At 72.6% G+C, this 25,811-nt stretch carries 17 protein-coding genes and 1 pseudogene; 9 read left to right on the forward strand and 9 right to left on the reverse strand.

Annotation, left to right across the window (positions count from 1 at the left end):
* The first annotated feature begins 42 nt into the window (after window positions 1-42).
* Window positions 43-975, forward strand: coding sequence for an NADP-dependent oxidoreductase (locus ACIBK0_RS34610; protein ID WP_399088573.1), 933 nt, complete (start codon window positions 43-45; stop codon window positions 973-975).
* Window positions 976-1,029: 54 nt separating this feature from the next.
* Here ACIBK0_RS34610 and ACIBK0_RS34615 read toward each other — a convergent pair whose 3' ends face one another.
* Genes ACIBK0_RS34615 through ACIBK0_RS34625 form a run of 3 tightly spaced genes read right to left on the reverse strand, consistent with a single transcriptional unit; the run spans window position 1,030 to window position 5,429 of the window.
* A complete protein-coding gene (locus tag ACIBK0_RS34615; protein WP_399088575.1) occupies window positions 1,030-4,182 on the reverse strand; it encodes a carboxyl transferase domain-containing protein in 3,153 nt (1,050 codons plus the stop codon).
* Window positions 4,183-4,211: 29 nt separating this feature from the next.
* Entirely contained in the window at window positions 4,212-4,907 is a 696-nt protein-coding gene (locus ACIBK0_RS34620) for an HAD family hydrolase (protein ID WP_399088578.1), read from the reverse strand.
* A gap of 45 nt (window positions 4,908-4,952) precedes the next feature.
* On the reverse strand, window positions 4,953-5,429 hold the full coding sequence (locus tag ACIBK0_RS34625; RefSeq protein ID WP_399088580.1) for an Lrp/AsnC family transcriptional regulator: 477 nt from the start codon (window positions 5,427-5,429) through the stop codon (window positions 4,953-4,955).
* Window positions 5,430-5,668: 239 nt separating this feature from the next.
* Here ACIBK0_RS34625 and ACIBK0_RS34630 point away from each other — a divergent pair, with 239 nt between their 5' ends.
* From ACIBK0_RS34630 to ACIBK0_RS34640, 3 genes are all read left to right on the forward strand, one after another.
* Window positions 5,669-7,156 (forward strand): FUSC family protein, encoded by a 1,488-nt coding sequence (locus tag ACIBK0_RS34630; protein ID WP_399088582.1) that lies wholly within the window; start codon window positions 5,669-5,671, stop codon window positions 7,154-7,156.
* A 181-nt stretch (window positions 7,157-7,337) separates the two neighbouring features.
* A complete protein-coding gene (locus tag ACIBK0_RS34635) occupies window positions 7,338-8,711 on the forward strand; it encodes a nitric oxide synthase oxygenase (protein ID WP_399088584.1) in 1,374 nt (457 codons plus the stop codon).
* A gap of 313 nt (window positions 8,712-9,024) precedes the next feature.
* Complete coding sequence (locus ACIBK0_RS34640; protein ID WP_399088586.1) at window positions 9,025-10,071, forward strand: lactonase family protein; 1,047 nt, start codon at window positions 9,025-9,027, stop codon at window positions 10,069-10,071.
* A gap of 84 nt (window positions 10,072-10,155) precedes the next feature.
* Here ACIBK0_RS34640 and ACIBK0_RS34645 read toward each other — a convergent pair whose 3' ends face one another.
* From ACIBK0_RS34645 to ACIBK0_RS34660, 4 genes are all read right to left on the reverse strand, one after another.
* A complete protein-coding gene (locus ACIBK0_RS34645) occupies window positions 10,156-11,079 on the reverse strand; it encodes a sirohydrochlorin chelatase (RefSeq protein ID WP_399088588.1) in 924 nt (307 codons plus the stop codon).
* A 167-nt stretch (window positions 11,080-11,246) separates the two neighbouring features.
* Window positions 11,247-12,206, reverse strand: coding sequence for an N-acetylglucosamine kinase (locus ACIBK0_RS34650; protein ID WP_399088652.1), 960 nt, complete (start codon window positions 12,204-12,206; stop codon window positions 11,247-11,249).
* Window positions 12,207-12,229: 23 nt separating this feature from the next.
* The gene (locus ACIBK0_RS34655) at window positions 12,230-12,907 is read right to left on the reverse strand and encodes a uracil-DNA glycosylase (protein WP_399088590.1); all 678 of its coding nucleotides are present in this window, start codon (window positions 12,905-12,907) and stop codon (window positions 12,230-12,232) included.
* Between the two features lie 181 nt (window positions 12,908-13,088).
* Window positions 13,089-14,231, reverse strand: coding sequence for a WD40/YVTN/BNR-like repeat-containing protein (locus ACIBK0_RS34660; RefSeq protein ID WP_399088592.1), 1,143 nt, complete (start codon window positions 14,229-14,231; stop codon window positions 13,089-13,091).
* 214 nt (window positions 14,232-14,445) lie between these two features.
* Here ACIBK0_RS34660 and ACIBK0_RS34665 point away from each other — a divergent pair, with 214 nt between their 5' ends.
* Complete coding sequence (locus tag ACIBK0_RS34665; RefSeq protein WP_399088594.1) at window positions 14,446-15,024, forward strand: hypothetical protein; 579 nt, start codon at window positions 14,446-14,448, stop codon at window positions 15,022-15,024.
* 874 nt (window positions 15,025-15,898) lie between these two features.
* Here ACIBK0_RS34665 and ACIBK0_RS34670 read toward each other — a convergent pair.
* On the reverse strand, window positions 15,899-17,953 hold the full coding sequence (locus ACIBK0_RS34670; RefSeq protein ID WP_399088596.1) for a HEAT repeat domain-containing protein: 2,055 nt from the start codon (window positions 17,951-17,953) through the stop codon (window positions 15,899-15,901).
* A 159-nt stretch (window positions 17,954-18,112) separates the two neighbouring features.
* Here ACIBK0_RS34670 and ACIBK0_RS34675 point away from each other — a divergent pair, with 159 nt between their 5' ends.
* The 3 genes and pseudogenes from ACIBK0_RS34675 to tatA form a co-directional block, all read left to right on the forward strand.
* Window positions 18,113-18,496, forward strand: coding sequence for an ArsR/SmtB family transcription factor (locus ACIBK0_RS34675; protein ID WP_399088598.1), 384 nt, complete (start codon window positions 18,113-18,115; stop codon window positions 18,494-18,496).
* Complete coding sequence (gene mgtA, locus ACIBK0_RS34680) at window positions 18,486-21,161, forward strand: magnesium-translocating P-type ATPase (protein ID WP_399088600.1); 2,676 nt, start codon at window positions 18,486-18,488, stop codon at window positions 21,159-21,161. Before ACIBK0_RS34675 ends, mgtA begins: the two co-directional genes overlap by 11 nt.
* Window positions 21,162-21,249: 88 nt before the next feature.
* Window positions 21,250-21,483 (forward strand): annotated as a pseudogene (gene tatA, locus ACIBK0_RS34685) (Sec-independent protein translocase subunit TatA); the annotation flags it as partial.
* Here tatA and ACIBK0_RS34690 read toward each other — a convergent pair.
* Window positions 21,371-23,275 carry a phosphatidylglycerol lysyltransferase domain-containing protein gene (locus ACIBK0_RS34690; RefSeq protein WP_399088602.1) on the reverse strand — a complete coding sequence of 635 codons (1,905 nt, stop codon included), beginning with the start codon at window positions 23,273-23,275 and terminating at the stop codon, window positions 21,371-21,373. The pseudogene tatA and the gene ACIBK0_RS34690 overlap by 113 nt on opposite strands.
* Window positions 23,276-23,719: 444 nt before the next feature.
* Here ACIBK0_RS34690 and efeU point away from each other — a divergent pair, with 444 nt between their 5' ends.
* Window positions 23,720-25,789, forward strand: coding sequence for an iron uptake transporter permease EfeU (gene efeU / locus ACIBK0_RS34695; RefSeq protein ID WP_399088654.1), 2,070 nt, complete (start codon window positions 23,720-23,722; stop codon window positions 25,787-25,789).
* Window positions 25,790-25,811 lie beyond the last annotated feature (22 nt).

Genomic DNA, 25,811 nt, shown 5'->3' on the forward strand with positions numbered 1-25,811 from the left:
TCTGGAGGTAGGGATTGCGGAGCCGGAGGTCTGGAGGTCGACATGAGCACGATGCATGCAGTGCGCGGTCACCGTCGCGGCGGGCCGGAGCAGCTGACGTACGAGGTCGCACCGCGTCCAGAGGCGGGCGAGGGGGAAGTGCTGGTCGCCGTGCGATCGGCCTCGATCACGTTGGGTGAGCTCACCTGGGACGCGACCTGGACCGACAGCTTCGACGGCAGTGGCAGCTCGCGCACGCCGATCATCCCCTCCAAGGAGGTCTCCGGGATCGTCGCCCGGGTGGGTCAAGGGGTGACCGACTGGGACGTGGGCGACGAGGTGTACGGGCTGATCCCGTTCACCAGGGACGGAGCCGCCGCCGAGTACGTCGCCATCCCCGCGGCCGTGCTGGCGGCCAAGCCGTCGCGGCTCGACCACGACCGTACGGCGGCCCTGCCGCTCGCCGGGCTGACGGCCTGGCAGGCGTTGGTCGGGCACGGCGGGCTGCGCCCCGGCTCCCGTGTGCTGGTGCACGGCGGCGCGGGCGGTGTCGGTTCCGTCGCCGTGCAGCTGGCGGCCGCGCTGGGTGCCTCCGTCACCGCGACGGCCTCGGCCGGATCCGCGGACTTCGTACGCGAGCTGGGTGCGGGGCACGTCGTCGACTACCGCACCGAGCGCTTCGAGGAGCACGTCAAGGACATGGACCTGGTCCTCGACACCGTCGGCGGCGACACACAGGAGCGCTCCTGGCAGGTGCTGCGCCCGGGTGGTGCGCTGGTGAGCATCGTCTCTCCGCCGGACCCCTCGCGGGAGGGCGGGGTGTTCTTCATCGTCGAGCCCGACCGGGCCGGTCTCGACGAGCTGACCCGACTGGTCGACGACGGCAAGCTGGAACCGCGGGTCGAGCGTGTGATGCCGCTGGCCGAGACCGCCCAGGCGTACAGGGCGCTGGAGGAGGGACACCGGCTCGGGAAGATCGTGCTCCGAGTGGCGTGAGCGAGAGGCGGCTGAGCCGCCGGCGTGCACGGGCGGGGCCTGTTCGCAGGCGCCTCACCACGTGTCGATGAAGGAGCGCCCGCGCTCCTCGGGGAGGTCTGGGCCGCCTTCCAGCGCCGCCAGAATCCACGCGCGCGACTCCGCCGGATCGATCACCGCGTCGATCTCCAGCGCCGCCGCCGCGTTGACCGCCTTCCCGTGCTCGTACAGCTCGGCCACCCGCGCCTCGAAGGCCCGCTCGCGCTCCTCGGGGTCGGTGATCGCCGCCAGCTCCTTGCGGTAGCCGAGGCGGACCGCGCCCTCCAGGCCCATGCCGCCGAACTCGCCGCTCGGCCAGGCGGCGGTGGCCAAGGGGGCGCGGGTGGAACCGCCCAGCATGGCCATGGCGCCGAGGCCGTATGCCTTCCGCAGGACCAGGCCGACGAGCGGTACGCGGAGGTTCGCGCCGGTTACGAAGAGGCGGGCGAAGTGCCGCACCGTGGCGGTGCGTTCGGTGTCCGGGCCCACCATGAAACCCGGGGTGTCGCAGAGCGAGACGACCGGGAGCCCGAAGGCGTCGCAGAGCTGCAGGAAGCGGGCGGTCTTGTCGGCGGCGTCGCGGTCGACGGCGCCGCCCAGGTGGCCCGGGTTGCTCGCGATGAGCCCCAGTGGGCGCCCCTCGATACGGACGAGGTAGGTCAACACCCCGGTTCCGAAAGCCTGTCGGAGCTCCAGCAGCGATCCCGTGTCCGCCAGCGTCTCGACGGCCGTGCGCATGTCGTACGCACGGCGCCGGTTCTCGGGGACGACATGCCGGAGCAGACGCTGGTCCGGTGCCTCCCAACTGGCCTGTGTGCCTTGGAAGTACGACAGGTACCGACGAGCGACCCGGACCGCCTCCGCCTCGTCGGGCACCGCCAAGTCCACGACACCGTTGGGGACTTGGACCGAGAGCGGACCGACCTCCTCGGGGCGGTACACGCCCAGGCCGCCGCCCTCGATCATGGCGGGGCCGCCCATGCCGATCGAGGCGTCCGGCGTCGCGATGACGACGTCGCAGCAGCCGAGCAACGCCGCGTTGCCCGCGAAGCAGCGGCCGGAGGCGATCCCGACCAGAGGTACGAGGCCGCTGAGCCGGCCCATCCGCTGGAAGGTGGTCACGTCCAACCCGGCGATCGAGGTGGTGTCCGTGTCACCGGGACGACCGCCGCCGCCCTCCGCGAACAGCACGACCGGCAGCCGCCGCTCCTCCGCCAGCGCCAGCATCCGGTCGGTCTTGCGGTGGTTCTGCAGACCCTGCGTGCCCGCGAGCACTGTGTAGTCGTACGACATCGCCACGCACGGCGCGCCGCCCACGTGCCCGGTGCCGGTGACCATGCCGTCGGCCGGCGTCGATCGGATCAGGTCGTCCAGCGGGCGCCGCTGTCGCTGAGCGGCGATCGCCAGCGCGCCGAACTCGGTGAAGGTTCCCTCGTCGCACAGGTCCTGGATGTTCTCGCGGGCGGTGCGACGGCCGATGGCGTGGCGCTTCGCGACGGCCTCGGGGCGGTTCTCGTCCAGGCCGACGGCATGACGGCGCACGGCCTCGGCCAGATCGGGGCGCACGGCGTCCAGGTCCGGCGTCTCGTCGGGGCGCGCCCCGACGCTCACGTCGCTCCTCTCCTCCCATGCCAGGAGAGGCCGGCCTTCGCCCACCGTTTCGCCGACACCTGCGTACAGGGCGCGTACGACACCGGCGACCGGAGCACGGATGACGTGCTCCATCTTCATGGCCTCCAGGACCAGCAACTGCTCCCCGGCGCCCACCGGTTCGCCCGGCGCGACCGCGATCGAGACGACCGTGCCGCTCATCGGCGCGGACACCGTCCCCTCGATCGACACCGGCTGGTCGTTCTCGGGCGGCAACTGCGCCAAGTGCTCCTCGACGAAGCCGGTGTGCTGCCAGAACCCCGGTCGGTCGAGGACCGTCCGCAGCAGAGGGATTCCGGTCCGTACGCCCGCGATCCCGAACTCGTCGAGCGCTCTTCGGGCGCGTTCGCAGGCGGCGGCCACGTCGTGCGGCACATGGGCGATCACCTTGGCGAGCAACGAGTCGTAGCGGACGTCCACTTGGGACCCGGCACGCATCGCCGTGTCGACGCGCACGCCCGGCCCCGTCGGCACGTCGAACCGCGTGAGCCGTCCGGCCGACGGCCGCACCGTCCCGTCGGCGGACGTGACCTCGGCGTTGACCCGGGTCTGGACGGCGAACCCGCGGGGCGCCGGCGGGGGTCCCGCGAGCCCCAGCTCCTCCAGCGTCCCGCCCGCGGCCAGCCGCAGTTGGGCGGCGACCAGGTCGACGCCCGTCACCTCTTCGGTGACCGTGTGCTCGACCTGGAGCCGCGGATTGGCCTCGATGAAATGGAACTCCTCGCCCTGTCCCCGGACGAGGAACTCGAAGGTGACGAGCCCCGTGCAGCGTGTGGCGCGGGCCATCCGCAGGGCGGCGGACAGGAGCATCTGCCTTGTGGAATCGGCCAGTTCGGGAGCGGGAGCTATCTCGATCAGCTTCTGGTGACGGCGCTGGGCGCTGCAGTCCCGCTCCCAGAGGTGCGTGACGGCTCCGGTCGCGTCGCCGACGATCTGCACCTCGATGTGCCGGGCGCCCTCCAGCAGCCGTTCGACGTACAACTCTCGGCGTCCGAAGCTCTGTTGGGCCTCCGAGCGGCACCGTTCCCATGCCTCGGCCAGCTCCCGGTCGGATCGCACCACCCGCATGCCGCGTCCGCCGCCCCCGCCGACCGCCTTGATCATCAGCGGGCCTCCGGCCAGGAACTCCCGTGCCTCCTCGAGCGTGGCGGCACCGTCGGTGCCCGGCAGGACGGGCACTTGGAGCCGCACGGCGAGCGCACGCGCGCGTGCCTTGTCGCCGAACAGGTCGAGGACCTCGGGGGAGGGGCCCACGAAGGTGATCCCGGCCGCGGCGCAGCGCCGTGCGAAGGCGGCGTCCTCGCTCAGGAACCCGTACCCGGGGTGCAGGAACGCACAGCCGGTGTTCCGTGCGGCGGTCACGATCGCGTCGGCGTCGAGGTAGTCCTTCACCGGCACGGCCTCGTCGGCCCGCCGGAGATGGGGGTCGTCACCGTCCGCGTACACCGCGACCGTGCGCAGCCCCAGCTCGGAGGCGGCGCGCAGCACGCGTACGGCGATCTCCCCGCGATTGGCGACGAGTACGGCGGCAGCACCCATGAGTCCACCTTCCCGGAAGTTGTGGAAGTTCAGGATGCCGGAGTCGTGCTCGCGAGCCAGTCGTGGGCCGACTGCGCAGTGAACTCGGCCTGGCCGCCGCGCAGCAGCAACCCGGCTGTCGCGAAGGCGGGGTCGTCGGCCTGCGCGGCGACGTACGGGATCGCGATGCAGCGCATCCCGGCCGCGTGCGCGGCAGCGGCACCCGGCGCGGCGTCCTCCACGACCACGCAGTCCGCCGGGGCGGCACCCAGGCGACGCGCCGCTTCGAGGAAGACATCGGGGGCGGGCTTGCCGTGCGCGACCTCATCGGCCGAGACGACCGTCGCCAGAAGGGAGGCGAGACCCGTGCCCGCAAGGATCGCCTCGATGGCCGCCGGCGAGGAACCCGAGGCCACGGCCATCGGGACACCCTCGGAGGCCAGCAGCTCCACGAACTTCCGCATCTCCGGGTACGCGTGCGTGGAGGCGCGGGCCAACTCCAGATAACGCCGGTTGTTCTCGGCGAGCAGGGTCTCGAGCGGGGTCGTCAGGCCGTAGCGCTCCCTCCAGAGCACGAGTGTCTCTTGGGTGCTGATGCCGACGTACTGCTCGTGTTCGGCCCAGGTGAAATCGGTGATGCCCAGCCCGGCGAGTGTCTGCCGCCCCGCTTCGAAGTAGTTCGGCTCGCTGTCCACGAGCGTTCCGTCGAGATCGAAGATGACCGAGGTGCCGCAGAGAGTGCTCATGGGGTCAATGATGCCAAGGAGCGACGGCCGGCCCTGCGGCTCCGGTCAGCTCTTGGAGGCCCGCCCGATCGACTCCACCAGCGGCAGCACCCGGTGCGGAACGCGCTCGCGCAGGGCCACCTCGGTGCGCGTGCGGACGACGCCCGGAAGGCTGATCAGCGACTGAATGACATCCTCCAGGTGCGCGTTGTCGCGTGCCACGACCCGGGTGATCAGATCGCCGCCGCCGGTGATGGAGAACGCCTCGATGATCTCCGGGACGGCGGCGAGCGCGTCGCCCACGTCGTCGAGATGGCCCTGCGTGACCTCGATGTGCACAAAGGCGAGGACCGGGTGGCCGAGGGCCGCGGGGGACAGGGACGGGCCGGTCCCGGTGATCACGCCGTCGCGCTCCAGCCGGTCGAGGCGGGCCTGGAGGGTGCCGCGGGCGACGCCGAGCATGCGGGCGTACTCGCGCACGCTGGTGCGCGGCTGCTCCAGCAGCAGCCGCAGGATGCGGGTGTCGAGCTCGTCCACGGCCATGGTCCGTTGGCCTCCTTGCGGCCTGAAGTGATCACCATCGACTGTACCAATGGCTCAGCCCGGACAGAGCCTGTTGAGCCACTTCCCGTCTGCCGCTTACCTTGTCTGTATTGATGGCGCTGCGCAGCGCCGGACGGCAAGGACGCCGCACCGGACCCGCGGCGCCATTCGCATGTGTCGAGGTCTGCGGACCACGAGGTCAAGAGCGAAGTGGGGGCGGGCCGCCGACGGTGAAGAAGATGTTCATGGCTCCGGATCCGGGACTGTTCCGGCTGCGGGTCTCGCTGCGGGCGGTCGTCGGCATCGGCCTCGCGGTGACCCTGTGCGAGCTGGCCGGGCTCTCGCTGCCGGCGTCCATCACGGGCGGACTCGCGGCGCTTCTGGCGCTGTTCACGGTCGGCGACCCGACTGTGCGCGGCCAGGCCCTCACCACCGCACTGCTACCCGTGGTGGGCCTTCCGGTCCTCGCGCTCGCGACCGCCCTGCACGGGATGCCGCCGTTGCGTGACGGGACCTGGCTCGCGGTGATCTTCTGCGGGGTGTACGCCCGCCGCTGGGGCCCGCGCGGGCATGCGCTCGGCATCTTCGCGTTCATGATGTTCTTCACCACGCAGTTCCTGCACGCCGTTCCCGGCCAGCTCCCGCAGCTGTACGCGGCTCTCGCGCTGTCGCTGGCGGCGTCCTCGGCGGTGCGCTTCGGCGTGTGGTGCATCGAGCGGCGCACTCCGCTGCCCGCCGCCCCGGCCCCGCTCGACGGACGCGGGCTCGCGCGCCCCGCGACGCGCCAGGCCTTCCAGGCGACGGCCGCCTGCGCCTTCGCGCTGTTCGCGGGCCAGGTGCTCTCGCACGACCGCTGGTACTGGGCCGTCGGCACCGCCTGGTGGATCTTCGTGAACACCGCCTCGCGTGGAGAGACGCTCATCCGGGGCTTCCGGCGCGTTCTCGGCACCGTCACCGGCATCGTGGCCGGCCTGCTGATCGCCGTACCGCTGCACGGTGCTCCGGCACCGACCGCCGTGCTCGTCGCGGTCTGCGTCTTCGGGATCTTCTACACGGCCGCACCCTCGTACAGCTGGATGATGTTCTTCGTCACCGTCATGGCGGGCCTGCTGTACGGGCTGCTGGGCGTGCTGCACCCCGGGCTGCTCGGCCTCCGGTTCGCCGAGACAGGCGTCGGCGCGCTCGGCGCGGCCCTCGCCGTCCTGCTGATCCTGCCCATCACGACGCATGCGGTGACCGACCGGTGGGTCGAGCGCGCGTTGCACGCGGTGCACGGCTGCACCGCGGCGGCGGCGAGACGGCTCGCGGGCGACGCTCAGGCCGACCCCGCGCCGCGCGCGGTGGAGCTCGAAGCACTTCTGGGGCGCGTACGCATGGCTCTCGCGCCCCTGGTGCATCCGCTCAACCCGATGCGGGCGCGCAAGGCCCGGGCCCGCCAGATCCTCGCCCTCCTCGACGACTGCGCCCGTGAGGTACGCGGGCTCGCGGCCGTCGCCGCCGACCCTGACGCCTCGCACGACGCCCGCCTCGCGGCAGCGTGCCGACGCGTCGAGACCGCGATGGAGACCCTGGTCGGCGCCGTGCCGGAACGCGCCCCGACGGCTCATCCGGCCGCTCCGGGACACCACCCCGGCGCCGAGCAGGCCCTCGCCCACCTCCACGGGCTGGAGAGCGCGCTCGTCGCGCTGGCCGCGCCCCTGCGCCGCTCGCGGCTCATGAGCGTCTGACGCTTCCCCGCGCGCGTCCGACGGCGACGCCTGGACACCAGGCGCCGGAATGAGGCACTTTTACCGGCCACCTACAGGGTGGATCACCGCACCTGCCGGGTAACCCCGCGGCTATCAGACGCACGGAGCCCGCGGACCGTGCGGGATCGGCCCGCGGGCCGATCCGCTTAGGGGTGGCACCATGCGGGACTTCCCTCGCAGAACCGGACACGCAGAGCGCTGGGCCGGCGACGGAGATGCGGGGTGCTCGGTCTTCGGGGGCGACGGTCCGGGCGGCTGGCTGGACCGGGTCCCGGCAGGCCACAGGCGGGACGGTACGGCCCCGAGCGCACCGTACGCGCAGGCCGGCGCCGACACCGTGACCCGGACCCCGGGCCTCACGGGACGGCTGATCGGAGGCGGTTCCCCCACGGCTCACGGCACGTTCCCCGCCGGCTCCGTGCCCGCACCCTACGAACTCCTCCACGCCGCCACCGAGTTCCTCGCCCTCCACCACACCGAGGAGCGCCTCGGCGACCCGGCCCGCCGGATCTCCGCCGTGCGTGCGGAGATCGCGGACACGGGGACATATCGGCACACCACCGAGGAACTCGCCTTCGGAGCCCGCGTCGCGTGGCGCAACGCCAACCGGTGCATAGGACGGCTGTATTGGCACTCCCTGTGTGTGCGGGACCGCAGGGACGTGCGGGACGCGGAGGACGTCGCGCAGGCGTCGGCGGACCATCTGCGGGAGGCCACCCGGGACGGCCGGATCCGGGCGCTCATCACGATCTTCGCGCCCGATGCGCCGGGCCGCCCCGGCCCCAGGATCTGGAACGAACAGCTCGTCCGGTACGCGGGCTACGCACGCCCGGACGGCGGCGTGACCGGCGACCCGCGCAACGCGGGCCTCACCGCGCTCGCCCGGCGGCTCGGCTGGCCCGGCGGCCCGGGCACCCCCTTCGACGTACTTCCGCTGGTGATCCAGGGCACCCACGACAAGCCCCGCTGGTTCTCGCTGCCGGCCGACGTGGTGCTCGAAGTGGAACTCGCGCACCCCGAGTACAGCTGGTGGCGCGCGCTCGGACTGCGCTGGCACGCGGTCCCCGCGCTCGCCAACATGTGCCTGGAGATCGGTGGCATCTGCTATCCGGCGGCCCCGTTCAACGGCTGGTACATGGGCACGGAGATCGGCGCCCGCAACCTTGCCGACACCGATCGCTACGACCTCCTGCCGTACATCGCCGACCGCCTCGGCCTCGACACCCGCTCCGACCGCTCCCTGTGGAAGGACCGCGCGCTCGTCGAACTCAACCGCTCCGTCCTGCACTCCTTCGACCGCGCCGGCGTCACGGTCACCGACCACCACACCGAGTCCCGGCGCTTCCTCGTCCACCTCGGCCGCGAGGAGCGCAAGGGACGCGGGGTCGGCGCGGACTGGTCGTGGATCGTGCCGCCCATCTCCGGCAGCGCCACGCCCGTCTTCCACCGCACGTACGAGGCCGTGGAGCGGCGCCCCGCGTATGTTCACCATCCGGAGGCACTCGAACGGGCGCGGGGCACGTCCTCGTTCTAGGCCCTGTTGTCGAACTCCCGCCTGCTCCGCGACGCCTGGCACGCTCCCCACTGCCTCAAGGGCGTGGGAGGTGCCCCCACTCGCCGCACCGGGCACGGACCCGAGTACATCCAGTACGAGGGCCTGCACCCGGCACGCCGAGAGCACGCACCGGACGCCGCGGAGCCCGCCCTCCGGGCGGACGACGGGAGTTCGACGACAGGACCTGGTACGCCGCTCCAGGACGCCGACCCGGATCACCACCTTGGTCTAGACCGCCGATCTTCGACTGCTACCGTCGCCCCGAACGGCGCGGGATCGAGAGGGGACAGCAGTGGCAGACGGCGGTAGGCGGCAACAACGGGCGTTCATCGGCTCGTTCACGGCGGCGGGAGGCCTCGGCGTCGTCACCGCGGCCGTGGACCCGGGCAGCGGCGCGCTGACCGTCCTGAACACGGTGGACGGCGTTCCCGACCCCTCGTACCTCGCCCTCTCGCCGGAGCGGGACATGCTCTATGCGGTCAGCGAGACGGCCGACGGCGCGGTGGCGGCCTACCGCGTGCACGGCGACAAGCCGGAGCTGGCCGGGCCGCCCGTGCCGGTCGGTGGCAGCGGCCCGACGCACCTCAGCGTCTTCGCCGAACACGTCCTGACCGCCAACTACGGCTCCGGCAGCGTCACCGCCGTGCCCGTCCGCCCCGGCGGCGCGCTCGCGGACGGCGTGTCCAGCGTGCTCCAGCACACCGGCTCGGGCCCGCACACCCCGCGCCAGCACGGGCCGCACGCGCACCAGGTGCAGCCCGACCCGAGCGGCCGCTGGGCGGTGAGCGTCGACCTGGGCACGGACTCCGTACGCGTCTGCGCGCTGGACGGCGGAACGCTCACGCTGCACCGGGAAATCGCGCTGCGCCCCGGCTCCGGGCCCCGCCACCTCGCCTTCCACCCGCGCGGCGAGCACGCGTACGTACTCAACGAACTCGCGCCCACCGTCACCGTCTGCCGCTGGGACGCCGCCGAGGGCGGGTTGCGTCCGGTCGGCGAGACACCGGTGCTGTCGGGCGTCCCGAAAGGCGACGCGTACCCCTCGGGGATCGTCGTGTCGCCCGACGGCCGCTTCGTATGGACCGCCACACGGGGCCAGGACGTCGTCTCCGTGCTCACGCCCGACGCGGTCGGCGAGGGGCTGCGGCTGATCGCCACGGTGCCCTGCGGCGGCACCTGGCCGCGCGCGCTGGCCCTCGACCCCTCGGGCCGCTACCTGTACGTCGCGAACGAGCGCTCCGGCGACGTGACCTGGTTCGTGGTCGACCCGGACACGGGCATGCCGCGACGGGGCGGCTCGGTCGAGGCTCCCGCCGCGTCCTGCGTGGTCTTCGGCTGACCTCAGGGGCGTCGACGCCGACAGGGCCCGCTCCTGGAAGAGGAGCGGGCCCTGTCGGCGTTCTGGAACCGGCGTGCCGGACGGCTAGCGGACCGGCGTGCCCTGCGACGGCTGCGGGGCGATGCCCAGCGCCGTCGTGTACTTGGCCAGCGCGAGCTTGCCGATCGCCGGATAGGGGCCGAGCGCCTCGGCGGCGGAGCAGCCCGCCTCCGCGGCGGCCGCGTCGAGCAGTCCGGCGTCGAGCTCCGGACCGATCAGGTACGGCGCGAGCGCGAGCTGCTGGGAGCCCGAGCCGCGCAGCTGCTCGGCGGTGGCCGCGATCGCGCCCTCTTCGTCGAGCGCCGCCGCCATCACCGGCACGGCGAGCCGCGCGGCGAGCAGCATGCCGGTGATCCCGGCCGCCTGCACGGCCTCCTCGCCACCCACGGAGGCGAGGATGATGCCGTCCGCGGCGGTCGCCACGGTGAACAGCCGGGCGCGGTCGGCGCGGGCCAGACCCGCCTCGGACAGGCGCACGTGCAGCGCCTCGGCGAGCAGCGGGTGCGGGCCGAGCACATCGGTCAGCTCGGCCGCGACACGGCTGTCCATGACGGCCTGGCGGACCCGGCGCAGCAGCGCGTTGTCCGGGCCGGCGAGCAGCGGCACCACGATGGCGACGGGGCCGTCGGGCTCCGTCACGTCAGCACCGGCGGCGCGGGCCTGCTCGAAGCGCGCGACCCGCTCCTCGGCGGCGTGCGTCAGCACGGACTGCAGCGTGCGGAACTCGGCGTCGTCCCCGTCGAGGTACCCGATCCGGGCGTCGAGGCCGGGGAGCTCGGAGCGCGCGATGCTCACGACCTCCTCGGCGAGGCTGCGCGTGGCCGCGCTGGGGGTGCCCGGCACCGCGAGGACGAGCGCGGGCGCGCCCTCGGGAGCCGCCAGGGGTTCCGGGCGGCGGTGCCGCCCGGGCTGGCGGGGTCGCGGCATTCGTACTGGCAGGCCGGACGCGGGCCCAGTGGGGGAGCTCATGGCGCCGCATGTTACTGGCTTCTTGGGCTCCCCTGTTCGGGGAGGGTGCAGGTGAGCGGTTTCCGTCCGCTTTTGTCTGATGAGTTACGTAAGGATCAGAAGTGATCAGTATGGAAGGACCGCCCGTCCTGTGGTGTGCGCCAACTGCACTTGTCCGACAGGGCGGATCAATCCGTCCTTTCGGTCACTACGTACAACATCCGCTGGTCACGGGGGAGTGCGAGCTCGCCGTTCGCGAGGTCGACGGCGATACGCACGGCGCCGTCCACCGGGTTGCCGGCGGCCGGTACCTGGTGGGCGTGCGGCAGTTGTTCCGCCAGCTCCTCACCCAGGGGCACGAGAAGGGCGTCGCCCATCTTGAACAGGCCGCCGGTGAAGGCGACTTGGACCTGGCCGCCGGCCGGGCACACCGCGGCCGCCGACTCGGCCATGTGCCGGGCGGCCGCGCGCAGGACGTCAGCCGCCATCCGGTCGGTCCCGGCGCAGGCGGCCACCTCGGGGGCGAAGGAGGCCAGGACGGCAGGCCGGTCGGTGCGCGGGTACAGCTTGCCCGGCAGGTCCGATACCGGACCGAACATCTCCTCCGCGCGCTCCAGCAGCGCCGCCGAACCGCCCAGGCGCCCGTCGAAGGCCCGCAGGGCAGCCTCCAGCCCCGCGCGGCCGATCCACGCCCCGCCGCCGCAGTCGCCGAGCAGATGGCCCCATCCGTCGGCCCTGCGCCAACTCGCCAGATCGGTTCCGATGGCGATCATGCCGGTGCCCGCGGCGATCACCGCGCCCGGCCGATGGCCGAGTGCACCTGTGTACGCGGTCACCGCGTCGGCGGCCAAAGCGAGTCGACGCACGCCGAGTTCACGCTCCAGCGCCGACGGCAGCTCGGCGCGCAGCTCGTCGCCGAGCGTGGCCAGTCCCGCGGCGCCGACGGCGACGGCTCCGAGCCCGTCGACCCCTGCCTCCGCCATCAACCGCCTGGCCATCGGCAGCAGTTGCTCCAGTAGATGCCCGGCGTCGATACCGCTCGGGCCGGTACGGACCGGCTCCTTCGAGGCCAGGGGCGCACCGAAGGGCTCCCCCCGCACCGCGAGCACCACGCGCAGCCCCGACCCTCCCGAGTCCACGGCCAGCACACCTGGCAGCGCACCGCCGGGGGTCACGGCAGGCGCCAGTCCACCGGCTCCGCTCCCTGCCCGGCCAGCAGGTCGTTGGCGCGGCTGAAGGGGCGGGAGCCGAAGAAGCCGCGGTCCGCCGACATGGGTGAGGGGTGCGCGGACTCCACCGAGGGCAGGTCGCCGAGGAGAGGACGCAGATTGCGGGCGTCGCGGCCCCACAGGATCGACACCAGCGGACGCCCTCGCGCCGCCAGCGCCCGGATCGCCTGCTCGGTGACCTCCTCCCAGCCCTTGCCGCGATGCGCGGCCGGGCTGCGCGGAGCCGTGGTGAGCGCCCTGTTGAGCAGGAGCACGCCCTGCTCGGTCCACGGGGTCAGGTCGCCGTTGGACGGCTGGGACAGCCCGAGGTCGGTGTTGAGCTCGCGGTAGATGTTGATCAGGCTGCCGGGCAGCGGACGGACCTCCGGCGCGACCGAGAACGACAGTCCCACCGCGTGCCCCGGTGTCGGATACGGATCCTGCCCGACGATGAGGACGCGTACCTCGTCGAAGGGCTGTTGGAAGGCCCGCAGGACATTGGCCCCCGCCGGGAGGTAGGTGCGTCCCGCGGCGATCTCCGCGCGCAGGAAGTCGCCCATCTGAGCGATCCGTCCGGCCACGGGTTCCAGGGCTTTCGCCCAGCCGGATTCGACGATTTCATGCAACGGTCGTGGTGCCACGGGCGTCACCCTACTGCCGCACACGCGGCGGAGATCAACCCGGTGTCCGAGCGGCGACCGAGGATGACCGATCCGTCGACGAACCGGGTGCCCCTGGGACAAGGTGCGCTGCTTCATGCTCCGTTGGAGCCTCCCGAAGGGTCTGGTGGGGTCGGCATGGTCCGGTGGCGTCTTCCGGGCCTCAGTCCACGACCGCGGCGCGGACGCACAGCACGTCCGGAAGGTGCGAGGCCAGCTGCTGCCAGCTGTCGCCGTCGTCCGACGACGCGTACACCTCGCCGTTACGGTTGCCGAAGTACACGCCTGCCGGGTCGGCGCCGTCTGTGCACAGCGCGTCGCGCAGCACCGTGCCGTAGTGGTCCTCGGCGGGCAGCCCCGCCGCCAGCGGCTCCCAGCTCTTGCCCGCGTCCGCCGTGCGGTAGACACGACATCGTCGGCCTGCCGGGACACGGTCCGCGTCGGCGTTGATCGGGAAGACGTACGCCGTGTCGCCGCGGTGCGGATGCGCGGCCGCCGCGAACCCGAACGTGGACGGCAGGCCCTCGCCGATGTCGGTCCACTGCCCGCCCGCGTCGTCGCTGCGGTACACCCCCCAGTGGTTCTGCAGATACAGCCGGTCCGGAGTCACCGCGTCCTGCGCGATCTTGTGCACACACTGGCCGAACTCAGGGTTCGGATCCGGCAGGAACACCGCGGAGACACCCGAGTTGGAAGGAGCCCAGCTCGCGCCCCCGTCGTCGGTGCGGAACACCCCGGCCGTGGAGACGGCGACCGTCACGGCGCGCGGATCGCGCTGGTCGGTGAGGATGGTGTGCAGCCCCTCTCCGCCGCCGCCCGGCACCCACTGCGAGCGGGTGGGGTGCTCCCACAGGGGACGGACGAGCTCGAAGGACTCGCCCCGGTCCTCCGAGCGGTACAGCGCGGCAGGCTCCGTGCCCGCGTACACCACGTCCGGTTCGGCGGCCGCCGGGTGCAACTGCCACACGCGCTCCAGCGAAGCCCCGGTGTCCTTGGGGAACTTGACGGCGGGACGGGCCGGTTCGGCCCATGTCCGGCCCAGGTCGTCGGAGTGGAAGACGGAGGGGCCCCAGTGCGCGCTGTCCCCTCCGGCCAGCAGCCGCGGCCTCTCGCCCCGGGTGTCGATCGCGACCGAGTACACGGCCTGCGCGTTGAAGTACGGACTCTCGTCGAACTCCCAGGCGCCGCCGCGCCGTCGCCCGATGAAGAGGCCCTTGCGGGTGCCTACGGTGAGCAGTACGTCGGCCATGCCGACCACCTCCGCGACGTCGTTGTCTTGGGTACGGGCCAGTCTGCACCCAGCCACTGACAGTCACCCCTGCTCGGGGCATTCCCTCAGGTCAGGGCGGTGGTGTCGGGCCTCGGCCCGGCTTCTCGCCCGTCGTCACCGGGCTCGGCCGCGGGGCGCCGGGGCGGCTGGGGTGCAGGAGTGGGGGAGCGCGGCGTGAGCATCGGGCGGGCCGAGCGCGTATGGGAGGGAGATGTGGCGGGTTGGCGCGGTTGTGAGGAGGATGCCATTGATGGCGGCATTCCGTGGTCCGAAGGTGTGGCTGTGGCGGTGGCGGCGCAACCCGCTACGGCGGGGCAGTGATGCCCTGGAGGCCTGGATCGTGCTCGTCGCCTGGGCGCTCACCGTGCTCGGCGGCCTGTTCGCGGGGCTTGCGGCCACGCAGACCGTGGAGCACGGTCTCGCCCAGCAGCGCGCCGAGTATCGCTCCGTCCCGGCCCTGCTCACCGAGGACGCGCCCGATGCGAGCGCCACGGAGACCGGCGGCGACCTCGTGTGGGCGAAGGTGCGCTGGACCGCGGCGGACGGGTCGCCGCACGCGGGGCAGGCGAGAGTGTTCGCCGGCACCATCGCGGGCACCTCGGTCACCGTGTGGACCGACCCCCACGGTCGCCTCGTCACGAGGCCTGCCACCGCCTCCCAGGCCCAGCTGCGGGCCTCCCTGGTCGGCGTCCTGGTCGGTGTGAGCGCCGCGGGCGTTCCCTTCGTCGGCGGGAGACTCCTCCGCGGCAGGCTGGAGCGGCGGCGTATGGAGCGGTGGGACGCGGAATGGGAGCGGGTGGGGCCGCTGTGGGGACGTATGACTAGCTGAGGGGCCCGCCGCCGTGCCCCGGGCTGGAGCCGTCGCGGGCCGACCGGGCCCTCGGCTGGGCCGGACGGCCCGTGCCGGACCAGGCCTCACGGCGCGACGCTGAGGGGTGGACAACGCAGAGAGGCTTCTGCGGCGGCTCCGCCCACTCCGCTGGCCGACCGCCGACCCGGCCTCCGGCCTCGGAGGGCCGCCGCAGAGCGCAGGAGCAGGGGGAGGGTGCCCGGGGAGCATGGAGGGACCGGGGGACCGCCACCGAGGGACCGCTTCGGGGCAACGCCCGACCCCGGTCGCGCGAGGAAAACATCGCCGAGGCGCAGGTACCCGGCATGGAGACGGGTACCCGGCCTCTCCCGTGCGGCACATCAGAGCGCAGGCCCGCGCCGTGCCGCACCGCGTCTGCGCGTCCACGGCACCGGACGCGCAGACGTGTCTCCACCCCGCCGGCTGAAGGACTACCTGGAACTCAACCCCGCAGATTCGTCGGTGACCTGCTTCCCCGCCTTCCTCGGTGGCGCCGCGGACGAGTGACGCATCCGGTCCGACCCCTCGAAGCTCTTCGCCGGTCTGCAGCACGTGGCCGAGGTCATCAACGGCCACACCGTGAAGACGACCCGCCGGCCAGAGGAGGTCATCTTCAACGAAAAGTGAGCCGGAACCGACGCGGGGTCGACCCCGTCGGCGACTTCCCTCCTCCGGCAAGGCCGGCGTCGGCGCCGGTACGGCGCAGTGCACCCAGCTGTCGCTGGTGATGAAAGTGCGTGCCGCACGCGCGGGTGCTGACCGTGACCTCGCGGAAGCGGTGAGTGACGCCCGGTGTGCGGGCGCCCCCCGCCGGGCGTGCTGAGGGCCCGGTTGGGACGTCCCCGAGGCGTGACTACCGCATGGCGGCCAGCGCCGCGCGGCAGCTGTGCAGGAGCGATTCGTCCTCAAGGATGTCGTGGCTGCCGTATCCGCCGGAACGGGCCCGGTGCCGTCGTGGCCCGCTGAGTTCGGCCTGGACCAGATCCCGGGCGGGGGTGGCCGCCCTGCCCATCCGGGCGAGGTAGGTGGCGATCGTGCCACGGGTGTACGCGTTCTGCCGCCAGGCGGAGCGGAGCACCGGGAGAACCGGCTGCGGATCCCGGGCGATGTCCCACAGCGCGCATGCGGCGGCCGTCCGCTCCCACACCTCGGTGGAGGCGGCCAGGCGGTGCAGTTCCGGAAGCGCCGGGGCGGCCGACGGCCCCACGCGGCCGAGGGCTTCGGCGGCGGCCCGGGGGTGACCGTCCGACGCTCGATCGGCCGCCAATTCCCTCAACAGCACAGGAAGTACGGCATCTGCGTCCCCCGTCACCGACCAGAGCGCGTCGGCCGCCGTGACGGCGCATTCGCTGTCCAGCAGCTCGCGCAGCGCCGGTACCGCCTGATGCCCGCCCGCCCCGAATGTCCCAAGCGTCCGGGCCAGCGCCTGCACGAGCCAGTCGCGGCGCCGCAGTTCACGCGGCACGCCGTGCAGGAGCCGCAACACCTCCGGCAGGGCGGCGTCGTACCGCAACCTGCCGAGCGCGAGCAGCAGGGGCGCCGCCCGGTCGTACGTTTCCGGGGAGTCGAGGGGGACGTCGCGGAGCCGCTCCCGCAGCAGCGGGGCCAGCTGCTCGCCCGCCGGGCCCAGGTACTCGATCGCGTAGCCGACGTCGTTCGGCACGACGGGCTCTGCCAGCACCTGGGCCAGCGCGGGTACCGCCCGGGGATCTCCTGCCCTGGCCAAGGCCTTCAGGGGGCGCCCCAGCGTCGGCGTCCCGCGCCCCCAGGACTCCGGGGCCGCCTCCACTAGGGCGGCGAGGCGGTCGGCGGCCGGGGCCGCCAGAGTGAAGAGGGACTCCAGGACGGACACCGCGGCATCGCACAACCGCTCCTCGTCCGAGGTGAGTTGCTCACCGATGAGGGCGACCGGTTCCGCGTAGTCGGCGCGCCATTCGCGGAACAGCCCCGCGGACATCCACACGGCATTGCACCGGTCGGCCGGATCCGCGCTGGTCAACTGCCCCTTGAGCAGGGCGATCCGGTCGGCGGTGCGGCCGCCGAGCCCTGAGTGGAGCGTCCGCAACAACTGGGAGCCCTCCTCGTCCGCGGGGCGCAGCCGCCGCAGATGGCCGATAAGCGTGTCGGTGTCGGGCCGTTCGGGCTCGGCCGGCACCCGGGGGCGCCGTGATCTGGCCCGGAGCAGGGCGATGACCGTGGGCACGAGGTCGGCCGGCAGGCGATCGGGTGCGCAGCCGGCGAGCTGACCGAGCGCGGCGAGCCGCAGTCCCGGATCGTCCGGAGCGGCGCAGAGCGTCACCAGACAGTCCACTGCCGGAGCGGCGGACTCGGTGTGCAGCCGCGCGAACAGGCCGAGGCCCTCGGCCAGTGCGAGCCGGACGCCGCCCTCCTGCTCGGCGCCGAGTCGCTCCCTCAACAGGGCGAGCACGCGTGCCGGTTCGTCCAGAAAACGCACGAGCGCGCTCGGCGCCGCGCGGCGTACCTCCGGGTCCCGGTCTGCGATCAGTGCGACGAAGTCCGTGGCGCCGGCCCGTATCGCGGTCCGTGCCATCGCGTAGTTGTCGTCGGCACCGTCCTCCTCGTCGGCGTCGGCCAGGGCATCCTCCTCGCCGTGGTGGAAGCCGTCCGCGGCGTCCCCTCCGCCGATGCTGACGAGCAGTTCCACGAGGGCGCCCCGGTCGGGGAGTTCGGCGTGTGCGACGAGCGCGAACAGGAACGGGATGGACGCGAGCGTGGAGTCGTACACATCGCCCTGGTGGTGCACGGCCCCGTACATCCCGTCGAGGGCGGTCTCCCGCTCCTGCGGGCACGGCGAGGCCAGTCCTCGCAGCAACTCCGGCACGTCCTCGGCACTTCCGTACGCATGCTGCATCGAGGCCCAGTCGACCTCGTCGATCCCCGTGAACACGGCGTCCTCCCCAGGCGTAAGGCAACTGATCGCGAGTGTGCACCACTGCACTGACAGTGACGCCCGGTACGCCGTCGAGGGCGCCCTAGACTGGTGCGATTCAGCCGGGACGGCCGGTCGTACGAGACGGTCGGGTCGACGGGACGGGAGGACAGAGAGGTGGCGGCAGAGGCTGGCGGCTTCGAGGACCCGTCCGCCGAGGTGCTGGCGGAGGCGGCCGCGGCCTTCGGGCTGCTCGCGTCCTCGGCGCGGCTGCACATCGTCTGGGCGCTGGCGCAGGGCGAAAGCGATGTGACCGGGCTCGCGGAGCGGGTCGGCGGGGCGCTGCCCGCGGTGAGCCAGCATCTGACCAAGCTGAAACTCGCCGGTCTCGTACGGTCCCGGCGCGAGGGCCGACGGCAGGTGTACTTCGTCGACGACCCGGACGTGGTGACCGTCGTACGGCTCATGGTCGGCCAGCTGACCGACCGCGCGGATCGCGCCGGCCGTAACGACCGCGCGGCGCACGGGTCTGCGCGCCGCATCCGTGGCCTTGGCCTCTGAGACCGCCGCGACGCCGGTCGGGCAGCAGCACCCGCGGGGGAGCGCCTCGCCCGCCGACGAGGCACCTCAGGACCTCACCGCGCTGACCTCTCTCCAGGTGCTGCGGCACCTGGACACCGGACCGCGCGGGCTGACCGAGACCGAGGCGGCCGAGCGGCTGGACCGCTTCGGCGCGAACACGGTTGCGGACCGGCGGACCCAGTCGTGGCCGCGCCTGTTCGTCCGTGGACTGCGGGACCCCTTCACCGCGGTGCTGCTCTGCCTGGGGCTGGTGTCGACGACCGTGACGGCCTGGGGGACGGCAGGCGTCATCCTGTGTCTGGTCCTCGTGAGCTGCGTGCTGCGCGCGTCCGGCGAGCACCGGGCCGACCGGTCCATGGCCGGGCTGCGCGAGCTGGTCGTCGGCACCGCGACCGTGCTGCGGCGCGCCGAGCCGGACGGGCTGCCGCGGGTTCGGGACGTCCCGGTCGGCGAGCTGGTGCCGGGCGATGTGATCCGGCTCGGGCCCGGGGATCTGGTCCCCGCCGACGTGCGGCTGCTGCGCGCGAGCGGTCTGACCGTGCGGCAGGCCCCATTGACGGGCGAGTCGACGGCGGCCGCCAAGGCAGCGGTCGACGCCCCTGACCCGTGGCATCCGTCGGATCCCTCGCGCGACGGGTTCTTCGCGCAGCGACAGTTGTGCTTCCAGGGCAGCGGCGTGGCCACCGGCAGCGGGACCGCGGTCGTCCTCGCGACCGGGCCACGGACGAGACTCGCCACGGCCTACGGCAGCCCGGCGCACAACGGCTCGCCCGGGCACCACGACCCCGGCGCCAACGCCGGTGCCTTCGACCGTTCGGTGCAGGGCATCTCCTGGGTGCTCATCCGGTTCATGCTGCTCACGCCGCCGTTGGTGCTGATGGCCAACGCGGCGCTGCGCGGGCGGGGCGTGGAGACCTTGCCGTTCGCCGTCGCGGTGGCGGTCGGGCTGACGCCCGAGATGCTGCCCGTCATCGTCACCACGTGTCTGGCGCGCGGTGCGGCGCGGCTGGCCCGTACGCACAAGGTGATCGTCAAAAGGCTGCCCGCGCTGCACGACCTCGGCGCGGTCGACGTGCTGTGCCTGGACAAGACCGGCACCCTCACCCAGGACCGGCCGGTCGTCCACCGCGCGCTGGACGCAGCGGGGCGGGACGACCCCGATGTCCTGCGTTGGGCCGCCGTCAACTCCTGGTGGACCCTCCAGCTGGCCGAACTGCCCGCGCCGGACGCTCTCGACGAGGCGGTACTGGACGCGACCGCCCCGGAGCACGAACCGGACGACGGGGTGGCGGCACTGCCCTTCGACCCGGTACGCCGCCTTGCCACAGCCGTCGTACGCCACCCGCGCAGGCTCGGCGTCCACACTCTCGTGGTCAAGGGCGCCGTCGAGGACGTGCTGGAGAGGTGCGCTCTGGAGGAGACCGAACGGGCGCGCCTGCTCGGCCTCGCCGCACGCGAGGCCGACGACGGACTGCGGGTGCTCGCGGTCGCCCTCGCCGAACGCCCCGCCCGCGGCCGCGACTACACACCCGCCGACGAACGCGGCCTGACCTTCCGCGGATTCCTCACCTTCCGCGACGCGCTCACCCCGACCGCCGCCGACGCGCTGAAGGTCCTCGTCGAACGGGGTATCACCGTCAAGATCCTCACCGGCGACCACCCCGGCACGGCGGCCCGCGCCTGCCGCGACCTGCGACTCGACCCCGGTGAGCCGATGACGGCCGACCGCGTCGGCGCCCTCACCGACGCCGAACTGGCCGAATCCGTCCGTCATACCACCGTCTTCGCCCGCTGCACCCCGGAGCACAAGGCCCGGCTCGCCGCCGTCCTGCGGGCCGGCGGGCACACCGTGGGCTTCCTCGGCGACGGCGTCAACGACCTGCCCGCGCTGCGTGCTGCCGACGTCGGGATCGCTCCGCGTGACGCCGTGGACGTGGCGCGGGAGAGTGCCGACGTGGTCCTCTCCGGAAAGGACCTCACCGCGATCGAGCACGCGGTCGTCGCCGGACGGCGCAGCAGCGTCACCATCGCCACGTATCTGCGCAGCACGCTCTCCTCGAACCTCGGCAATGTCATCGCGATGCTCGCCGCGGGCCTGCTGCTGCCCTTCCTGCCGATGCTTCCGGCGCAGGTCCTGGCGCAGAACCTGTGCTTCGACGCGGCACAACTCGCCTTCGCGTACGACCGTCCGCACCCGGACGCACTGCGCCGCCCCAGCGTGCTGCGGCCCCGCGCCTTCCTGCGCTTCATCACGGGCTTCGGCGCGCTCAACGCCGTCGCCGACCTGGCCACCTTCGGGATCCTCGCGCTCGCCCTGAACGGGCCGGAGACCATGGACGACGCCACGGTGTTCCACTCCGGCTGGTTCACCGAGAACCTGATGACCCAGGCCCTGGTCATGCTGCTCCTGCGCATCGGGCGCGGTACGGCCCAGGACGGTCGGCTTCCCGGCCCGGTCGGCTGCGCCGCGGCCGCCCTCGCCGCCGCCGGTCTGCTGCTGCCCCTCTCCCCGCTCGGCCCCCTCCTCGGTATGACCGTCCTGCCGGTTCTCTACTACGTGCTCCTCGCCGCGGTCCTCACCCTCTACGGCGCCGCGCTCTCGCTCGCCAGGAAGGGGTCGGCGGCGGGCGGGCCATCTACCTGATAGTTGTACAGTTGCGCAAAGTAGCAACCATCATGGGTGGCGGCCGATCGAGCGCGCCCCCGACCGATGCGAGGAAGGTGGGGGCGCGATGCTCCGCAACGGACTGGAACCCTGGCACCTGCTGATCGTGGCGATCGTGCTCGTCGTGCTGTTCGGCTCGAAGAAGCTGCCGGACACCGCCCGCGCGCTCGGCAAGTCGATGCGCATCCTCAAGAGCGAGGCGAAGGCGATGAAGAGCGAGAACGCCGAGCCGGAGGCACCGCAGGCGACACCGGTGGTTGCTCGCACGGCTGCCGAGCCGGCCGCGCCGCACCCGACGACGCAGGCCTCGGGCGCCGCACACTGAATCCGGCACGCGGCAGGGCGGGCGGGGCGAGGAAGCCTTCCGCGCGGGCTGCCGCGATGCCGATGCGGGGGAGGTCGCTGCTCTTCTCGAAGAGGATGTAGCGCGGTTCCCAGACGGGCCGGTACTTGGCATTGGCCCGGTAGAGGGACTCGAGCTGCCACCATCGGGAGAGAAATGTCAGCACCGAGCACCACAGGCGCAGTACGGGTCCTGCGCCCAGCCGCGTGCCCCGCTCGAAGACGGACCGGAACATGGCGAAGTTCAGGGACACGCGCTCGACGCCGATCTCCTGGGCGCGCAGCAGCAGTTCGATGACCATGAACTCCATGAGGCCGTTCTCGGAGTCGCGGTCACGGCGCATCAGATCCAGCGACAGCCCCCGCTCGCCCCACGGCACGAAGCTCAGCACGGCCCGCGGCTCGCCTTCGCTGTCGTGGCACTCCAGCATGACGCAGCGGCCGTCGGCAGGGTCGCCGAGCCGTCCGAGCGCCATGGAGAAGCCGCGCTCGGTCGCGCCGTCGCGCCAGTGCTCCGCGTTGTCGGTCAACGAGGCCATCTCCGCCTCGGTGAGGTCCGCGTGCCGCCGGATGCGCACGGTGTAACCGGCCCGGCGCACCCGGTTGTGCGCCTGCCTCACGCCCCGCATCGCGCGCCCCTCCAGGGTGAAGTCGGCCCGGTCCACGATGGCTTCGTCCCCGAGTTCCAGGGCGTCCAGGCCGTGCCGGGCGTAGATGGTGCCGGCCTCCTCGCTCGCGCCCATCACCGCGGGCGTCCAGGCATGCCGGCGTGCCTCCTCGAGCCATTCCTCGATCGCGCCGGGCCAGGCCTCGGGGTCGCCGATCGGGTCGCCGGAGGCCAGGGTCACGCCGCCGACGACCCGGTAGGCGATGGCCGCCTTGCCGCTCGGGGACCACTTGACCGCCTTGTCGCGGCGCAGCGCGAAGTACCCCAGTGAGTCCCGTTCGCCGTGCCGGGCGAGCAGCTCCCGCAGGCGCGACTCGTCCTCCTCGCCCAGGAGTTCGCGACCGCGCGGCGCGCGGAAGCACGCGTACAGCACCAGGAGGAAGGTCGCGGCCATCAGAACGTTGATCAGGACGTCCACCCAGCGGGGCGCGACCACGCTGTCGAAGCGGTCGGCGAGCGGGCCGACGCTGACCCCGCGCAACAGGGTGTACGCGATCCGGTCGCTCAGCGGTGTCCCGGTCACGTGGTTGGTGGCGCTCACCAGCAGGGTGCCGAGGGTGGCGCTGACCAGCAGCCCACCGGCCCCGGCGGCCAGGGCCAGTCGAGGGTTGGAGCGGTCCCCGACGGCGTGGAACTCCTTGCGCCCGAGCAGGAGGGCGGCGACGAAGAGGCCGGTGAGCAGGGCCGAGATCCAGTTGAAGGCGTGCCGCTGATACCGCTCCTGGGTCAGCGCCGCGGCGTACAGCGCGAAGAGGGGCCCGGCCATCAGCAGGTTGAAGATCCACGCTGCCCGTTTGCGGCGCCGCATCACCAGGGCGAGGAACAGGGCCAGCGCCGCCGAGATCAGCCCGGCGGTGGCCAGATACGGGGTGAAGAACCCGCCTCCGTTGTGCTCGTGCACCTCTTGGCGGAACGGCAGCGAGACCACCGCGACGATATTGAGCAGCGCGAGCAGCCGCAGATACCAGACGGTGAACGCGGCGGCGCGCAACCGCGTGCCGATGGCCGCTCGTCCGGCCGGGTCGGCCCGGCGCGACTTCGGGTTCCGCTGTTCCGGGAGGAGCGCTGACTGTTGTTCGGGCACCGTGGAGCATCACCTTGGGGGAGGCCGGGCGAACCGGTGGGGGACAGAGGCGGGGAACCCTACATGTTGTAGGGAAGAGAAGGGTTATCGCGAGGTCAGGGGGTAAGGGGGCGGTAAGAATTGGCGCTCCGATAGGCCGACCGAAGGGCCGGGCCAGTTGCTCCGCCGTGCGGCGAAGTCGCACCCGTTGTCGACTTCCGCGCCCGCCGCATTGCCGCTTCACTGCGATATTTCCGCAGGCCAGAGTCGTTTGGGCGGGTCCTGTCGGCGTGCTCTGCCGCGTGGCCGAGCCCAGTGCTCGCGGTGTGCTGTGGCCGCTACGGCGGATCACCCGTCCGGTGCAGGGGTGTTTGTCCGCCGCGTTGACGACTAGTTAGGCATGCCTACACTAAGCCGCGTTTGTGGCCGCCCGGCCGCGAACGCGCTGCTTCGGAGAGGCCTGTGGTGTGGGACGACGCGTTTCCCAGCTTTCTGATCGGTCTTCGTGAGGGACTGGAAGCGGGGCTGATCGTCTCGGTGCTGGTCGCCACGCTCGTCCGGTCGGACCGGCGCGCCCGGCTGCCCCACGTGTGGACGGGCGTTGCCGCCGCTGTCGGGCTGTCCATGAGCTTCGGCGCGATCCTGACCTTCACCTCGGCGAACCTGTCCGGGAAGGCCCAGGAGGCGTTCGGGGGCACGCTCAGCCTGATCGCGGTCGTGTTCGTCACCGCCATGGTGTTCTGGATGCGCCGCTCGGCCCGGAGCTTCTCCGGAGAGATCAAGGAGAAGGTCACCGCCGCACTCGGCATGGGCGCGGGGGTGCTGGTCGTCACCTCGTTCCTCGCCGTGGGGCGCGAGGGACTGGAGACCGCGCTCTTCCTGTGGACCACCGCGCAGGCCGCGGGCAGTTCGTCGGGTCCACTGGCCGGTGGGGCAGCCGGTCTGCTGATCGCCGCGGCGCTGTGCTGGGGCCTGTACCGGCGCGTGCTGCACATCAACCTGACGAAATTCTTCACGATCACCGGTGTGGTGCTGATCGTCATCGCCGCGGGCGTCCTCGGGTACGGGATGCGCGACCTGCAGGAGTCCACCCTGCTGCCGGGCGGGACGGCGTACGCCTTCGACCTGACGGCGCATCTCGACCCCGGTTCCTGGTACGTGACGGTCATTCAGGGAACGCTCAACCTCACCCCGCAGATGACCTGGCTCCAGATATCCGTCTACGTCGCCTATCTGGCGATCGTGATGACGCTCTTCGTACGCGGCGTACGGGCCACGGCGCCGGCCCCCGTGAAGCCGGCCCCCGAGGCGAAGCCCGCACCCACGACGGCGCAGTCAGAGCCCCCGCGGCCCGAGCCCAAGGCCCCCCGGCGCATCCCGCGCTGGACGATCCCGGTAGCCCTCCTCTGCGTCCCGGCCCTGATCGCAGGCGTGGCCATCGCGGTGAGCGGCGGGAAGCCCGCCTCGGGCACGCCGGTCGTCGAGGTCGCGGCGGCCGACTGCGGCAAGGGGTTCACCGCGCCGAAGCCCGGCCGTCAGACGTTCCAAGTGCGCAACGGCGGCAGCCGTACCTCCGAGATCTACCTGATCGACCCGGTCAGCAATGCCGTCTACGGTGAGGTCGAGGGCATCGCCCCCGGCACCACCCGCGCGCTGATCGCCACCGTCGGCACCGGCTCGTATGCCTGGCGCTGTGTCCCCAACGGCGGGAAGGCGGTCACCTCGGCCGCCGTCCGGGTCGGTTCGGGCGGCACCACCAGGGCCGTACTCCCGGTCTCGGAGAAGGACCTCTCGGCGCCGCTGGCCGCGTACCGGAAGTACGTCGACCAGGGACTGGCCGACCTGCTGACCAGGACGCGCGCCCTGCAGAGCGACATCGACGCCAAGAAGCTCGACAAGGCCCGTGAGGACTGGCTGACCGCGCACCAGCGGTACGCCTCGCTCGGCGCCGCCTACGGCACGTTCGCCGACTTCGACGCGAAGATCAACGGCCGTACCGCCGGACTCGCGGGAGGCGTCGCGGACCCGGCCTTCACCGGCTTCCACCGCATCGAATACGGTCTGTGGCACGGTGCATCCGTCACTGCACTCGCGCCGTACGCCAAGCGACTCACCTCCGATGTCGCCGCGCTGCGCGAGGACTTCCCGAAGCAGGACTTCGCCCCCGGTGACCTGCCGCTGCGCACCCACGAGATCCTCGAGAACACCCTGCACCGCGAACTGAGCGTCAACGCCGACTACGGCAGCGGCACCGAGCTGGCCACCACCGAGGCCAACCTCGACGGCACCCGCGAACTGCTCGACCTGCTGCGCCCGTTGATCGACAAGCGCAACGCCCAGGTCACCCCGGCCGTGGACACCTGGATGAAGCGCACCGAGCGGCTGGTGATCGCCCAGCGGGCCAAGGACGGCACCTGGACGCCGCTGGACAAGCTCTCCGTCACCGACCGGCAGCGCCTCGACGGCTCGCTCGGCCGGCTGTTGGAGGAACTCGCCCCGATCCCGGACCTCCTGGAGATCCGCAAGGCCGCGTGAGCAGCCCGTCAGCGCCGACCCA

It is taken from the genome of Streptomyces sp. NPDC050564, assembly GCF_044457265.1.
GTDB lineage: Bacteria > Actinomycetota > Actinomycetes > Streptomycetales > Streptomycetaceae > Streptomyces.

Coding starts and splice junctions, on each gene's coding strand:
- ACIBK0_RS34615 (WP_399088575.1), bottom strand. CDS start 4,182: ATGGGTGCTGCCGCCGTACTCGTCGCCAATCGCGGGGAGATCGCCGTA.
- ACIBK0_RS34625 (WP_399088580.1), bottom strand. CDS start 5,429: ATGGCCGTGGACGAGCTCGACACCCGCATCCTGCGGCTGCTGCTGGAG.
- ACIBK0_RS34635 (WP_399088584.1), top strand. CDS start 7,338: ATGCGGGACTTCCCTCGCAGAACCGGACACGCAGAGCGCTGGGCCGGC.
- ACIBK0_RS34620 (WP_399088578.1), bottom strand. CDS start 4,907: ATGAGCACTCTCTGCGGCACCTCGGTCATCTTCGATCTCGACGGAACG.
- ACIBK0_RS34665 (WP_399088594.1), top strand. CDS start 14,446: ATGGCGGCATTCCGTGGTCCGAAGGTGTGGCTGTGGCGGTGGCGGCGC.
- ACIBK0_RS34645 (WP_399088588.1), bottom strand. CDS start 11,079: ATGAGCTCCCCCACTGGGCCCGCGTCCGGCCTGCCAGTACGAATGCCG.
- ACIBK0_RS34610 (WP_399088573.1), top strand. CDS start 43: ATGAGCACGATGCATGCAGTGCGCGGTCACCGTCGCGGCGGGCCGGAG.
- ACIBK0_RS34630 (WP_399088582.1), top strand. CDS start 5,669: ATGTTCATGGCTCCGGATCCGGGACTGTTCCGGCTGCGGGTCTCGCTG.